Source organism: Wolbachia endosymbiont (group B) of Germaria angustata (assembly GCF_964026725.1).
Lineage (GTDB): Bacteria > Pseudomonadota > Alphaproteobacteria > Rickettsiales > Anaplasmataceae > Wolbachia > Wolbachia pipientis_C.
Window position 1 is genome coordinate 1,208,794 of the sequence record NZ_OZ034691.1, and the last position, 14,927, is coordinate 1,223,720.

Sequence of the window (14,927 nt, forward strand, 5' to 3'; positions counted from 1 at the left end):
CATATATACAATAGAGTTATTTTATACATAAGATAAAAGGCGTGAGCAAGATCATTGCAATAGTAAATCAAAAGGGTGGAGTTGGTAAAACTACAACTAGTATAAATTTATCAACAGCCTTTGCTGCTGTGGGAAAAAGTACTTTACTGGTAGATCTTGACCCTCAAGGAAATGCTAGTACAGGACTTGGGATTTCTTATCGTAGCAGGGAAGAAAAAAATATATATAAAATACTGCTGAGCAGCGAAAGTGAATTGGTGGAATCGGCAATTTTCAATATAAAGAAAATTCCAAATCTATCGCTGATTTCATCAGTGGTTGACTTATCAGCTGCAGAAATTGAGCTATCACAACTTGAGCAGGGAAAATTCGTACTAAAAGATACGCTAGAGAAAGTACGTAATAATTATGAGTACATAATTATCGATTGTCCTCCATCACTTGGTCTGCTTACTATCAATGCTCTGACCGCTGCTGACTCGATTATTGTTCCTCTTCAGTGTGAATTTTTCGCTCTGGAAGGATTGAGCCATTTAGTTAAGACTGTAGAGCTGATAAAAAGAAATAACCTAAACCCTTTCCTGTTAATAGAAGGAATATTGCTCACAATGTATGACAGACGCAACAAACTTAGTGAGCAGATTAAAAATGATATTTGCCAATATTTAAATGATAAAGTATATAAAACTATTATCCCCTTGTATGAGACCATTATTCCACGTAATGTACGGTTATCAGAAGCGCCTTCTCATGGAAAACCTGCTATTGTATATGATCTTAAGTGTCCTGGTGCACAAGCATATATAAGTTTGGCAAAAGAAATTTTAAAGAAACACATGAGCATCTGTAAAGAGAAAAAGCTGATAAGTGAGGGTGCAGCATGAAGGACAATAGGCGCTTAGGTAGAGGTCTTGCTGGCCTCATAGGCGATAATTATGGTAATAAAGAAGATCGGTTACCTATTTCATTACTACACCCGAGCAAATTTCAGCCGAGAAAATATTTTGATGAGGAGTCATTAAAAGAACTTGCAGGTTCGATAGAGAAAAATGGTATAATACAACCTGTTGTGGTGCGCAAAGATCCAAATAATGAAGGTTATGAAATAGTAGCAGGGGAACGTCGTTGGCGAGCAAGTAAGGTCATAAATCTTGATAGTGTGCCGGTTATCATAAAAGATTTAAATGACAAGGAATGCTTAGAAGTATCGATAATTGAAAACATACAGAGGCAAGATATTAATCCAATAGAAGAAGGTGAGGCGTACAGAAAATTAATAGATGAATTCTCCTATACACACGAAGAATTAGCCTTAACTTTAGGCAAAAGCCGCAGTCACATAACCAATATGATACGAATGCTGTCACTCCCTAATGGAGTAAAAACAATGATCAACGAGAAAAAATTGTCTATGGGTCATGCAAGAGCATTGATTAATGTTGAAAATGCGGAAAGTATTGCAGAAAGAATAGTTTCTCAGGGCCTGAGCGTTAGACGAACTGAAAAATTGATAAAAGACTTACAACAAAATAACGACCGAAAAGAGCATAAGTGTACTAAAAATCAAGATATGGCAGCATTAGAAGGAGCTATATCTTCTCAGCTTGGTTTAAAGATCAAAATTAATGACAGTAATTCTAAGGGTAAAGTCATGATACGTTATAACAACTCAAATGAATTGGATTTTATATTGAAAATTTTGAATAGAAGACTTGAATCAGCTATTAATGTCGAAAGTAGCTCATAGAAATTTCTTGACAAACCTTCCCACTTTCCTTGCAATGGAAGTGAAATGGTGGAGTTTGTCAAGTAAGTTATTTCGTTTCTACCTTCAATAAAAATTTGCACGCAATAGCACAGAAGCATACGTTGCTATTGCCTCATTTCTTCCAATAGAACCTAATTTTTCCGCTGTGGTTGCTTTGATATTTACGAATTCACCATTAATTTCTAATATTTTTGATATGAATTCCTTCATTCCTGCTTTGTAAGGCGATATTTTAGGATCTTCACAAACTATAGTAATATCTAAATTAGACACGCTATATCCTTTTTCCTGTGCTTTTTTAGCAGCAAAGTCAAGAAAATGAGATGAATTGCAATCCTTCCATTTAGAGGAATTAGGAGGAAAATGTTCTCCTATATCGCCACATCCTAGTGCTCCGAGTATTGCATCAACGATTGCATGTATTGCAACATCACCATCGGAATGTGCCTCTATTGCCATATTATGCTCAATTTCCACACCGCAAATTTTTATAAAGCTCTTAGCATCATTTTGAATTTTAACAAATTTATGTATATCATAACCGGTTCCGACACGGAATTTTGGCTCTCCAAAGAGAAGTTTTGCCATATTGATATCCTCTTTTGTAGTTAACTTAAAATTCTTTTTCTCACCTTCAATAATCGCAACATGTTTTTTATGCTCCACCATTAGTGATGAATCATCAGTAAATTCTTTGACTGATTGATGGCACGATAATAATTCTCTGAAATTAAAAATTTGAGGAGTTTGCATGGCTCTAAGTTTTTCTCTTGAAATCGTAGATTCAATGAAATTATTACTCACCAACAATATAGTATCCTCGACTTCTATTGCTGGAACTACCCCTGTATATTGACCATTAATCATAGATTCAATCAAGTTGTTTATTAGAATATTTGATACAAAAGGCCTACAAGCGTCATGTATAATAACAAAATCTGGATTGATCTTTTGCAAACTCTCTAGTCCAAGTTTAACTGAACTCTGCCTGCTTTTTCCTCCACATATTGGACTCAGCAATTTAGTATCTATAGTTGATGACGTAACTTCTTTATAGAAATCTTTTTGACTTTCATTCACTACCACTCTTATATAACTTATGTACTGATTAGCTAAGAATTTTCTAATTGTGTGAAATAAAACAGACTTACCTGCCAATTTTATATACTGTTTAGGGATTTTGGCATTGCATCTACTGCCTACTCCTGCTGCAACTATTAATGCTGCTATCTTGTATTCCTCAAGTCTGTTAGTGTGCATGCTTACCATTTTCGGTGTTAATACAAGTTATCTAGCATTTTAAAAAAGTTGATCCAATTCTCAAAAAGAATATTCTTTTACTAGGTGTAATATATGCTAGAGGAAAATAATACACGTTGCTAAGTATAATAAAGAAAATGAGATACATCTTATATTTTTTCATGGAATAGGTGATAATTATACGAATGCGGCCAGGTATATACAAGATAGATCTACATATCTCCATAGGTCTAATTTTCACACTCATGCACATAAATACCCAATTGCATTTCAAAACTATATAACTTACGCAATAGCTAGTTTCTTGTTTTTAGGAACATCAATACTATTACCAACTTTAATATTACTTACTAATCCAATGACATCTAGGATAGCAAGTTTAGCCATCTTAGCAGCTTTAACTTGCACCTTTTTATCTGTACCACCACTCATGATTCCGTTTATAAATAAGAATCAAAGCTTGTCTCAGCCTTCAATAAAAGAAATCAGTAAATTAATTGACAATGGTGTGAAGCCTGAAAACATTATACTTCTCGGCCATTCCTTTGGAGGAGCAATTGCATCAGAAGTGCTGAAATATTTTACAGACAGAGATATTAAACTCGGAGGTATTATTTTTACCAGCACTTTCAGCTCTTTTTACAATGCAATAAAGCATTTTCCAATTTCTCAGACAAAAATTCTAAGCATACTACCCTCTTGTTTGTTAAAAAAAATGCTTAAGTTCCTAAATTTAGACTTTGATATAGTAAGCAATATACAAAAGCTACAAAATAATGATATATCAATAGCGGTCATTAATCATGAAAGAGACACCTTAATACCATATCCTGCACAATTAGCAAAAGGACTAGAAGATAATCAATCGTTAAATAGAAATTTGACCAAAATCGTTAATTTGAAAAGCTTTGAATATGACCCGCACAACGGAGTTTTATCTGGTTGGGAATTGGATGAAAATTTAGCTGATCTAATACTTAATAAAACAATGAATAGATAGTATTTACAAAAAACTGTATATTTTTTGGTAAATCGACTATGTTAGACATATGCAAAAATGTCATATAACTATTTGTTGTGTACTACTTTTTATAATAGGGGCATTATTTTTGATGCGTCCTATGATTGCTCCGTGTCTAATATCCGTTTTTGTTGCACATTTGTTTAACCCTCTAGTAACCAAGTTTGAAAAATACAGAATACCGCGTTCATGTTCTGTAGTTTTTATAACACTTGCCTTATTGATAGCTTTTATATTAGTTATTACATTTGTTTTACCTATTATATATTTTCAAATTACTTTAATATTAAATTTCTTAGTGAATAAGATACCTTCACTAAAACTTAAAGTGATTCCTTCTGTGCTAGAATTTCTTAATATAAAAACTGAAGATAGTTTATTTGATCACTTGTCTAACAATCTAGTAGAAAATTACAGTGATTATATATCTTATTTTATAAATGCTCTTAGCATGGGCAGTAATCTTATAATTCAAGTGCTAAGTTCAAGCTTTAGTTTGATTTACATGGTATCATTAATAGCTATTACGCTTATGGTGTTTTTTTATGTATTACGTGATTGGCCTTCAATTGTAGAAAAGGTTAGTAAACTAATACCCATTCTTTACAGAGAAAAAGCTGCAGGTTATTTTTCCAAAGTAGATTTCATTATATCTAATTACCTAAAGGGACAGCTAAACGTATGTATAGTTATGATGATCTTTTACTCCGTGGGCCTTAGCATAATTGGGCTGAAGCATTCTGTAGCTATTGGAATTTTATCAGGAACATTAACATTTATACCCTATATAGGTCCATTATTATACACTATTATCGGATTTTTGAGCGCCATTACTCAATTTAGTGGATGGTTTGAAAGTGCTGCTGTCTTGCTATTATTTAGTGTTGGTCAATTAATAGACTCAAGCATATTAGTCCCTTTATTAATAGGAAAAAAAGTTCATATACATCCAACTATCATTATTTTAGGAGTTGTCATATGCACCTCATATTTTGGGTTTATAGGTATATTATTTTTTATTCCAATAATAGCAATGTTCAGTGTATTAGTAGAATATACAGTCAATAAATATTTTGAAAGTGAGCTTTATAAAAATGGCTAATTAGTTCATGATAAAAAGAAAGGATCTCTGATACATTTGAGAAATGCAAGTAAATTCTTATGCAAAAATTATTATCAAAAAGTAGAAGTGTCAGAGGCTTTACGTGCAATTAAATTTATTTAGCAATAATCAAGTTGATTATTGCTGGCAAAACTATATCACCTTAGACGAAAATAAGCACGTATATAACTCAATAGTTAACGATTTATCTTGGAAATGCCTGATTCTTTTTGGACCTAACAGCTCTGGAAAAACTCACCTTGCTCATATTTGGCAATCAATAAACAATGCAATTTTTATTAATGTGAATAATTTTGTAAGCGAAATTAGGTATAGCGATGCGTTTATTTTAGAGGATGTACAAAACATTAAAGATGAGGAAATGTTGTTACATTGTTATAATTATATGAAAGAAAATGATAAGAGACTGCTAATCACTTCTTCAATTTCACCAAAAAAGCTTAACTTCAAACTAAGAGATTTAAGCTCCCGAATATTGTCAACTACCAGCGTAAAAATTTTGCCTGCAAGCGAGGAATTATTAAGAATTATGCTAATAAAACGATTTTCAGATAAACAGTTAAAAATTGATTTAAAAGTGATTAATTATATTCTAGCAAGAATAGAACGTTCTTTCCACAGCATTAATAAAATTATAGAAAAAATAGATAGTGAATCCATAGGATCAAATGTAACCATTCCTTTTATTAACACTTTATTAAAAAAAAGTGCCAATTGATTCCTTTTTTTGTAAGGTATTTATTATATATATTAAAAATTTATTAATACCCATACAATAATGAAGTTGAAATCACTATTTCTTTATGTTAAAGTTATAATAAATACTATGATATAATAAGAATAAACAAATATAGCTAAGGGATATTTTATATGATAGTAAAATTTACTCTACAGGATGTTTTTTATAGATTCAATGTTATAATTGAAATATGGTAAAAATAAGATCAAATTTAAAAAAAAGGTTAAAACAAAGGTTTGTAGTACTTACTTTATTGATAAATGCTTTGTTTATCTCATATTTTCTTATAAAAAACACAAAAAATACTTTCAATCAAATTATAGTCAAAGAAATAAATATAGGAGCTGATAATGAAAAATAAACAACTACAAAATAAAAAAGAGAATCTTTACATAACGTATTACATAGATACTTTGATTTCCGAAAAATCCTCTACACAAAATACTTTGGAAAGTTATCGTTCAGATTTACACCAACTTGAAAAATTTTTATTAGAAGGAGGCACTACCTTAGTTGGTGCAAGTAAAGCTAATATTAAAGATTATATAAACTTTTTACGTACACAAAAGAAATATAAAACTAGCTCTATATCAAGAAAAATATCTGCTATCAAAAATTTCTATAAGTGCCTATTTAATGATGGAATAATAGACTTTAATCCAGCACCGGCTAATGATAATGAATTAAGAAATCCAAAGGTTTCCCGTCCTTTGCCTAAGTATTTAAGTGTTCAAGAAATATTTTTGCTCATGGAAACAGTAAAAAAATCAGCAAGCGGATCGAATAAAAAGATAAGCAGTAAAAGGCTATGTGCAATTTTAGATATCCTTTACTCTTCCGGGATGCGTATTTCTGAACTAATTAATATGAAGTTATGTGAAGTATCACATTTAGTAAACAGTAACGGTAAAGAAGGCTATATAATAATAAAAGGAAAAAGCGGCAGAGAAAGGCAAATCTTTTTTAATGAGCAAGCATTGCAAAGCCTTAAAGATTATTTATCAATTCGTGACAATCTGCTCCCTAACAACAAAAAATCTGATTGGCTATTCCCAGGTGATAAACCTAATAAACCAATTACAAGGCAAAGAGTTGGTCAATTAATAAAGGAATTAGCAAGAAAGTGCGATATTGATGAAAATAAAATCTCTCCACATGTGATTAGGCATTCTCTTGCTACCCATCTACTGAATAGTGGAGCAAATATTGTGCTGATACAAAAAATTCTTGGCCATACTAATCTTTCTACAACGCAAATATATACTCATATTGCTAACGAAAAGTTAAAGGACAAATTAGCTGATTCTCATCCTATTACTCAGATGATCAATAATTAAACTTATTGCTTTTAGTTTTGTAGTAAAGTTAAATTCAAATAAGTTTACGTGTGTTTGTGATTGCAAGTTTATTGTTTAATTTACTCCTTATATTATGGGAAATATTCTATACTTTAATTACTCTCCCTGTAATTTTCTTTCCTGAGTGTGTAATAACCATTTTCCTTGTTTGCTCGGTGAGAGTTGTATTATTCATGTTGCGTTTATTATGTGGCATTAAATATGAAGTGAGGGGAATGGAAAACATTCCTAAGCAACCTTTTATAATTGCATCTAAACACCAATCTCCATTTGAAACATTTATTTTTATACTACTCTTTAGAAAAGCAGTTTTTATTTTAAAACGTGAATTGAAATGGATTCCATTCATTGGTTTGCATCTCATGGCATTAAAAATGATTTTTATTAACCGCTCAGATGGTATTAGTTCTGTGCGTCATATCATGAAATTAGCAAAAGTGTGTATAAAAGAAAATAGAGGCATAATAATATTTCCTGAAGGTACAAGAACAACTATAAACCAAAATATAAAATATCAATCGGGTATTGCTGCTTTATATAGCGTATTATCTGTTCCTGTGTTACCGATTGCTTTAAACACTGGTTTGTTTTGGCCAAAAAGCATACTTTCTCTGAGAAAGAATCCTGGAAAGGCGGTAATAGAAATATTACCTCCCATATATCCTGGGTTAAACAAAAATGAATTCTTGCAAAGTTTAGAAAAAATCATTGAAGAAAGAAGTAGTAGATTAATTGCAGAAAAAACTGATATTGCAAATTAACAAAAAAACTTTATAATTAAAAGAAAAGTACAGGTATTAATATATGGCAAATCATAAGAGTGCTAAAAAAATGATGAAGGTAATAGCAAAGCGTACTTTAGTAAATAAGATGCGAAAAAGCAAAACTCGTACTGCTATTAGAAAATTGGTTGATATAATCAAGTCTGGTGATAAAGAGAATGTTGTCTTGGCATTTCGGAATGCTGAATCCAATTTACACAAATGTGTAAATAAAGGTGTCATTCATAGTAATACCGCTGCGCGTAAAATAAGTCGCTTAAATGCAAAAGTAAAAGCATTGATGACCGCTTAATACGGTTAATGTAAAGTTAGCTGTATTAATATATACTCTTCAGTTTGTATATTCTGTATAAAATTTAAGTAGCTCAAGTGATGGATAAAAAAGCATTATTGGAACTAAGTAATGGGTCAAAAATTGATCTGCCCGTATTAAGTGGAACAGTAGGTCCTGATGTGTTAAATATTAAGGACTTATATAAGAAGACAGGATTATTCACTTACGATCCAGGGTTTGTTTCTACAGCTTCATGCTCTTCTACAATTACATTCATTGATGGAGATGAAGGAGTTCTTAAATATAGGGGCCATAATATAGCTGATTTGGCAGAGAATAATAATTTTACTGCTGTGATTTATTTATTGCTCTATGGTGAATTACCCAGTTCAGAGCAACACAAAAAATTTCTTCTCAAAATACAAGAATCATCCAAAGTATCAGAGCAAGTTACAAATGTAATCAAAGCATTTCCAAAAACTGCTCACCCTATGTCGATTTTAGTTGCATGTTTTGCAAATTTGTCAGCGTCTTACCATGAAATGCATGGCAAAAATGTCAATGGTGAAGATTTAGATTTTGGAATTTCTGCAATAGCAAAAGTTCCTGCAATTGTTGCAATGATTTATAGACATATCAACAATCAGGAATTCATAAATGCTAATAATAAATTAAGTTATAGTGAGAATTTCTTAAATATGATATTTGGCAGTGCTGTTAATAATACCCTTTTTGTAAAAGCTCTGGATAAAATATTTACTCTCCATGCTGATCATGAACAGAATGCTTCTACAGCAGCTGTCAGATTGGTAGGGTCAGCTGGTTCTAATCTATTTGCAAGCCTGTCTGCAGGAGTTGCTACACTTTGGGGTCCAGCACACGGTGGAGCTAATGAGGCAGTTATAAATATGCTAAAAGAGATAGAGCAAAGTGGAGATGTAGATAGATTCATTGAGAAAGCTAAAGATGATAAAGATCCATTTAAGCTAATGGGATTTGGACATCGTGTTTATAAAAACTATGATCCGCGCGCGCTTATATTAAAGGATGCTTGTCATGAGATTTTAAGCAAACTAGAGCAAAACAATAAATTACTTGAAATTGCAAAAAAACTTGAAGAAATAGCTTTAAAGGATGAGTATTTTATTACACGTAAGTTATATCCAAATGTTGATTTTTATTCAGGTATAATAATGAATGCTATTGGTATCCCTTCAAGTATGTTTACACCCATTTTTGCACTTGCAAGAACCACTGGGTGGGTTGCCCAGTGGTATGAAATGATAAACGATAAAGAAACCAAGATTTGTAGGCCAAGGCAGCTATACCTTGGCAAATAAACTTTCATTCACAATTCGTCCTCAAATAGTCTAATTTTCTTTAGCTATAAAATACAACTAGTTGATGTACGCTTTTTTGAAGAAGATTGGTCAGGCTGTGATATAGAAGGTTGGTTAAATGTTGTTTTGGGCTTATTAAAAGAAGATCGTGCTGAAGAAGGGCCAAAGCCACTATCTTTAGCCGAAGCATCATCCCCACCTTTACCTTCACCATAGTAGTCGGTCCCAAGGAATTTGCTTGAGTTTTTAGCATGTGATTTACCTATAACTGAATTCCTAGGTGAATCACCAAAACCACTATCTGTACTTGATCTATCCGTCTCTACTTTTTTTTCAGAAGGGGCAAGAGTTTGTGGTTTCATAGCTGGCACACGCGCAGGATCAATGGACAGTTTATAGTCCTCATTGATTACAGAGCTCTCTATTACTTTATTCATCACGCAGTCAGAAATGTCTGGGTTAGCAAAATCTATTCCGTACAATCCTTTACTATTACTATCCAATAGAGATTTCTGCGAAGTATAAGCTTCAACATTATTTAATACATCCATACCAAACATATTATTAACGTGATTCACTTCTTCTCTTGTTAAATATCTATTACCATTACTACCACTTACAATAGGAATTAAAACTGAATCTTCATTACTTCCCAAGTAAGAACTACGCACCATAAAATCAACTTGTATGTTTGCTTTACGAAACAAATCAACTACTGTAAACTTTAGAATCTTATGTATTTTATCCTCGGTATTTGGAGTATCAAAACAACGGCATGTCAGAGATACTATATGCTTTACTATGTCTTTAACAAGCTTAGGATTATCAAAAATGCTTTTCTTTAGATATACATAATTTCCTTTCTCTTGTAAAAAATCCTTAGTTTTTTTAGGACCATTTTCATAACCTTTTATCCTCGATGAAAGCAAATTTACAAAAGAACGTTGCAAATTTCTATCAACACACTCCGCACCATATAGATAAGATCCCTTATTAAAGACTTTATCAATTATATTATAATCTACATGATTTTCTATCTCCTCCTCTATATCATCTGATAGATCCTCACAACCTAGTTCCGATTTTTTGTCTTCTTTTTCTTGCTCTTTAATAAGATCTGTTGCAAATCGCGCAATTTCATTAGCTAGCAAAAACTTTAGATTAGAAACTACCTCTTTCCTAATTGGCACCAAAAATTTATTATCTTCAGCCCATTTCCCTTGATCAAAGTTAAAAGGAAAAAACTTTGTATAAAAATTATCATCAAGAATACTTTCATCCGGACAAAATCTTTCTATTACTTTTTCTTTCACACTTTTCAAGTACTCCTTGCGCTGATTAATAGTCATATTTTTATCAAACAAGATAACAATATGATTTTCTTTGGAAGAAAAAGTACCGTCTACAGTACAATTAGTAAAAACATCATCACTAAAACGAAGAATACTATTAAATGCTTTTACTAATTCTCGATTTATTTCACTTTTATTAGGCATAACACTACCTCTCTAATTGACCAACATAATTACTTACCACTCCTACTGGTGCCCTGACCACTAGATTGATTTTTCTTTCTTTCCTCTTCACGTCTAATCATATCTCTAAAATCATCTATTTTTTTTGGATCTATTTTGCTCAGATCAACCCTTCCTCCTCCTGGAGCAGTATTATCAAATACTCTTTTGCCTGAATCATTGTTACCATGCATATCAACCTCTAAATTATTATGTAATGAGTATATTAAGAATCAATTATCAGCACAAGCAGTTTTTTAACATAAATTTTATTCACCATTTTTATACTCCTAGACCCCAATGTCAAGCATACAACTATACGAACATTGTGACAATTTCCGTAGCAAACGGTGTCATTCAAGTAGCTGACACTGGGATGATAAGAGAGAGACCTACGCTGGAATGACAATGGAGGGGCTACTTGCATGACACCCTTTTAAAATTGGCATGACAAAAAGATGAGCAGCACACACTAAAAAAAAGCACTCCAAAATCACACGCAAATTAAAGAGAACCTTTACACACCTCTCTCTTTGACTGAAGAAGCATGGTTTTCAACTCTCACATCATCAGTTAATCCTCCTGGCAATTCCATAGAAGCATTAGACTTTTGCTGATCACTAAGCTTTCTCTCGCAGGAAGATCTATTTGGCTTTTCTTTCTTTGTTCTCATTGTATCAACACCACATTTTTGTCTTCTAACTCTCCTGCGTTCCTTTTGCTGTGGAGCAGGTGGGCACACAACTAATTTTGGTTTTTCAGTTTTCTCTTCTTTTGCTTCTTTCTTTTCTTTATTCATTTTTTCCAGTTTTGGTACTTCACTATTTTTGTGACTTATAACAGGTTTAGGTAGAGTGTCTACTAATTTTTCTACAGGCTTTGGTAAAATAGCACGTTCTTGCTTATTCAGAGTGATTGGCATTGGAACTTGAGATGAAAAATTAAAGAGGTGAACTGGCGCGACTTCATTCACTTTTGTTTCTATTTCTTGACGAACTTCTTTTGATTCTGCTTTTTTGTCTTCCTTTTCCTCAGTTACATCTTGCTCTACTACTGCTGCTAAATCAACTGCAAAAATTTCTGCAAACATTGCAATGACTGAGCCCACGAGAAAAGTTTGAAGCTTCAATTTTAAATTTTGCAACGCTTGCAAACGTTCGAGTATTGCTATTTCCTCTTCCGGAGATAACCCACCACTGAGTAATTTCTCCTGCAATTCTTTTATCTCTTTGTCTAGCCTTTTATCCCAACTTAAGTCTAAATCTTTTTTGAAGATCTTTTTAACTAATTCCTTAAGCTTATCACGCAAAAACTTAATTATCGAAAGAAGCAGATTTTTCTCTTTCTTCTCCTTGAGCATTTTGTAGACTTCCGGATCTACATTTACTTCAAAAAGATTAAAGAGGGATTCAAAGAAATTTGCGAATACCCCTTGATTATCATCAGTAAAGTAATCCTCATTATCTTGTATCTGTAGCTCTACTTGAGATAATGTTTCATCAATGCAACTCGCAGCCTGACGCTCAAGCTCTATTCCCTTGAGCTCAGCTTTCCTAGCAAGCTCCTCCATGAATCCTTTTAATTCATTGAGCTTCTGCTCTGCAGAGAGATCTTGCTCCCTGATTCGATTAATGAAGATTGAGCTACCGTCCTCTTCGTTGTTATTGATTAAAAAATTTTTCATTGCTTTTTCTCCATTAATTGAATTACTGTTTCTATAATTGTTTGGAAAACTTTTTACCATCTTATCTTAAGTCTATAAAATACAATAACTCAATCTTACAATATGAAGTATTTAATAAGTATTAATCTTAAAAAATGTCAATAAGTTATTGACATTTTTACATTTATAATATATGCAGCCTAGCATATATTACGTAATTTTTCAAGAACATATTCACTATAACAGAAGACTTTCTTATTTACCTCTAAAACACCTGCAAATCATATAATAAGAGAATATTATAATGTTAGTGTAATACTATACAATGCACTAAAATATATTATAATACTAGCATACTATTGAATTGATACTGAGATATTCCTTTGCTTGATCAGTTAAAACACGTCCTCTTGGTGTGCGCTTTACGAAACTGACCTTGATTAAATAAGGTTCTACTGTTTCTTCAATATTGCCAACATCTTCAGATAGTGCAATAGATATGGTGTCAATTCCAACAGGTCCTGAGGTGTTAAACAAAAATCTCAGATAATCCATATCTAATTTATTTAGTCCCATTTTATCTATACCCAATTTTGATAGTGCAGAACCGGCAATTTCACAGGTAATTTTTTTATCATCTTTTACTTCAACAAAATCTCTTATTCTTCTGAGTAATCTCAAAGCAATTCTTGGAGTACCACGGGCGCGGCAGGCAATTTCCTGCACAGCATCCTTTTCGATTTCAGCACAAAGAACTCTTGCACCTCTTTTTATAATATCAACCAGTTCCTCAAAAGAATAAAACTCAAGATGCAGGGGAATACCAAAACGATCCCTCAGCGGTGCAGAAAGCAGTCCAAGCCGTGTTGTTGCTCCAATCAGTGTAAATGGTGGTAAATCTATTCTTAAAGTTCTGGTAGATGGGCCCTCACCTACTAGTATATCTAGGCAAAAATCTTCCATAGCAGTATATAAAACTTCCTCAATGCTACGATTTAATCTATGGATCTCATCGATAAATAGAACATCTTTTGCATTTAAAGTAGTGAGCACTGCAGCTAAGTCCCCAGCTTTACTAAGCAATGGACCAGAAGTTGCACGAAAGCTCACCCTTAATTCCTTAGAGACAATTTGTGCTAAAGTTGTTTTACCAAGCCCTGGAGGACCATAGAGCAATACATGATCCAAAGCTTCAGCTCTCGTCTGTGCAGCATTTATAAACACTTTTAAATTTTGTATTAAGTCTTTTTGCCCGACAAAATCATCAAGTTGCTCAGGCCTAATATTTAAATTACGTACATCTTCAGAGTATTCCTTACTACATGATATTGACTTCATATTGTTTTAAGCGCCATACGAATAATATCTTTAGTGTCCAAGTTTGGTGATTCATCTTCTATTTTTTTTATTGTATCATAAGCTTTTGTTCTTTCATATCCAAGATTGATCAAAGCTGAAAGAGCATCTTCACTAATTGAGTGAAAATGATTGTTATTTGTCTCTAATTTACTTACTTTGCCATTCAGCTCAGTAATAATTCGATTTATGAGTTTCAGGCCAAGTCCACTCATCTTAAGTGCTAGTTTATCCTCATTTATAATTGCCAAAAACAGTTGCTCTGGAGTTAATTTGCTCAAAATTGACATTGCGGTTTTATAGCTGACACCGCTCACTTTAACTAATAAACGCAGATACTGCTGTTCTTCTTTACTTATAAAGCCATATAGCTGAGTAACGTTTTCTCTGCTATTTGCATAAGTGTCGATAAGTAATTTTACTCTACTTCCAATCGAACAAGCACTTAAAGTTTTGGCTGAAAGATATACTATGTAGCCAACATCATTCACATTCAGGATTATGTGATCGCTACATACCTCATCAACTATTCCGCTTAGATTTCCTATCATTTCTAGTACTTTATAAAATTCAGTTTAAATGCTCCTGAATCTTAGGTCAAGCAAACGAACATTATAGAAGTGGTTCCAGTTTCAATCATTGTAGACAGGTTTGCAGGAAATCTATTTGAATATATTATTCCGGACCAGTATGTGACTGGACCACGGAGTTACTTCAGCAGCAGAATTG

Annotated in this window: 16 protein-coding genes; 9 read left to right on the forward strand and 7 right to left on the reverse strand. The window is 32.6% G+C overall.

All coding sequences use genetic code 11. The features are described from left to right. Window positions 1-41: 41 nt before the first annotated feature. Entirely contained in the window at window positions 42-884 is an 843-nt protein-coding gene (locus AAGD63_RS05845; RefSeq protein ID WP_341813336.1) for a ParA family protein, read from the forward strand. After that, window positions 881-1,747, forward strand: a complete 867-nt coding sequence (locus AAGD63_RS05850; RefSeq protein ID WP_006014524.1) for a ParB/RepB/Spo0J family partition protein — start codon at window positions 881-883, stop codon at window positions 1,745-1,747. The genes AAGD63_RS05845 and AAGD63_RS05850 overlap by 4 nt, the downstream gene beginning before the upstream one ends. Window positions 1,748-1,831: 84 nt before the next feature. On the opposite strand, the gene ispD is transcribed toward AAGD63_RS05850, so the two are convergent. Next, window positions 1,832-3,037 (reverse strand): 2-C-methyl-D-erythritol 4-phosphate cytidylyltransferase, encoded by a 1,206-nt coding sequence (ispD, locus tag AAGD63_RS05855; RefSeq protein WP_341813337.1) that lies wholly within the window; start codon window positions 3,035-3,037, stop codon window positions 1,832-1,834. A 276-nt stretch (window positions 3,038-3,313) separates the two neighbouring features. Next, window positions 3,314-3,460, reverse strand: a complete 147-nt coding sequence (locus tag AAGD63_RS05860; RefSeq protein WP_264330866.1) for a hypothetical protein — start codon at window positions 3,458-3,460, stop codon at window positions 3,314-3,316. Here AAGD63_RS05860 and AAGD63_RS05865 point away from each other — a divergent pair. The 7 genes from AAGD63_RS05865 to AAGD63_RS05895 all read left to right on the forward strand — a co-directional run bounded on the left by AAGD63_RS05865 (window position 3,459) and on the right by AAGD63_RS05895 (window position 9,665). Next, entirely contained in the window at window positions 3,459-4,028 is a 570-nt protein-coding gene (locus tag AAGD63_RS05865; protein WP_341813338.1) for an alpha/beta hydrolase, read from the forward strand. The two genes, AAGD63_RS05860 and AAGD63_RS05865, sit on opposite strands and share 2 nt — an antisense overlap. Window positions 4,029-4,077: 49 nt before the next feature. After that, window positions 4,078-5,151, forward strand: coding sequence for an AI-2E family transporter (locus tag AAGD63_RS05870; RefSeq protein ID WP_341813339.1), 1,074 nt, complete (start codon window positions 4,078-4,080; stop codon window positions 5,149-5,151). A 103-nt stretch (window positions 5,152-5,254) separates the two neighbouring features. Then, the gene (locus AAGD63_RS05875; RefSeq protein ID WP_264330862.1) at window positions 5,255-5,890 is read left to right on the forward strand and encodes a DnaA ATPase domain-containing protein; all 636 of its coding nucleotides are present in this window, start codon (window positions 5,255-5,257) and stop codon (window positions 5,888-5,890) included. Window positions 5,891-6,261: 371 nt separating this feature from the next. After that, window positions 6,262-7,248 carry a site-specific tyrosine recombinase gene (locus AAGD63_RS05880; RefSeq protein WP_341813340.1) on the forward strand — a complete coding sequence of 329 codons (987 nt, stop codon included), beginning with the start codon at window positions 6,262-6,264 and terminating at the stop codon, window positions 7,246-7,248. A 56-nt stretch (window positions 7,249-7,304) separates the two neighbouring features. Continuing rightward, a complete protein-coding gene (locus AAGD63_RS05885; RefSeq protein WP_319606754.1) occupies window positions 7,305-8,030 on the forward strand; it encodes a lysophospholipid acyltransferase family protein in 726 nt (241 codons plus the stop codon). Between the two features lie 43 nt (window positions 8,031-8,073). Beyond that, window positions 8,074-8,343, forward strand: coding sequence for a 30S ribosomal protein S20 (rpsT, locus tag AAGD63_RS05890; protein WP_341813341.1), 270 nt, complete (start codon window positions 8,074-8,076; stop codon window positions 8,341-8,343). Between the two features lie 80 nt (window positions 8,344-8,423). Then, complete coding sequence (locus tag AAGD63_RS05895; RefSeq protein ID WP_341813807.1) at window positions 8,424-9,665, forward strand: citrate synthase; 1,242 nt, start codon at window positions 8,424-8,426, stop codon at window positions 9,663-9,665. A 44-nt stretch (window positions 9,666-9,709) separates the two neighbouring features. Here the strand turns inward: AAGD63_RS05895 and AAGD63_RS05900 are convergent, their stop codons facing one another. The 5 genes from AAGD63_RS05900 to ruvA all read right to left on the reverse strand — a co-directional run bounded on the left by AAGD63_RS05900 (window position 9,710) and on the right by ruvA (window position 14,749). Beyond that, window positions 9,710-11,161, reverse strand: coding sequence for a hypothetical protein (locus AAGD63_RS05900; RefSeq protein WP_341813342.1), 1,452 nt, complete (start codon window positions 11,159-11,161; stop codon window positions 9,710-9,712). Between the two features lie 29 nt (window positions 11,162-11,190). Beyond that, window positions 11,191-11,373, reverse strand: a complete 183-nt coding sequence (locus AAGD63_RS05905; protein ID WP_341813343.1) for a hypothetical protein — start codon at window positions 11,371-11,373, stop codon at window positions 11,191-11,193. Between the two features lie 323 nt (window positions 11,374-11,696). Further along, on the reverse strand, window positions 11,697-12,923 hold the full coding sequence (locus tag AAGD63_RS05910; protein WP_341813344.1) for a hypothetical protein: 1,227 nt from the start codon (window positions 12,921-12,923) through the stop codon (window positions 11,697-11,699). Window positions 12,924-13,190: 267 nt separating this feature from the next. Then, window positions 13,191-14,180 (reverse strand): Holliday junction branch migration DNA helicase RuvB, encoded by a 990-nt coding sequence (ruvB, locus tag AAGD63_RS05915; protein ID WP_264330608.1) that lies wholly within the window; start codon window positions 14,178-14,180, stop codon window positions 13,191-13,193. Continuing rightward, window positions 14,177-14,749, reverse strand: a complete 573-nt coding sequence (gene ruvA, locus AAGD63_RS05920; RefSeq protein ID WP_341813345.1) for a Holliday junction branch migration protein RuvA — start codon at window positions 14,747-14,749, stop codon at window positions 14,177-14,179. Before ruvA ends, ruvB begins: the two co-directional genes overlap by 4 nt. Window positions 14,750-14,927: the final 178 nt, after the last annotated feature.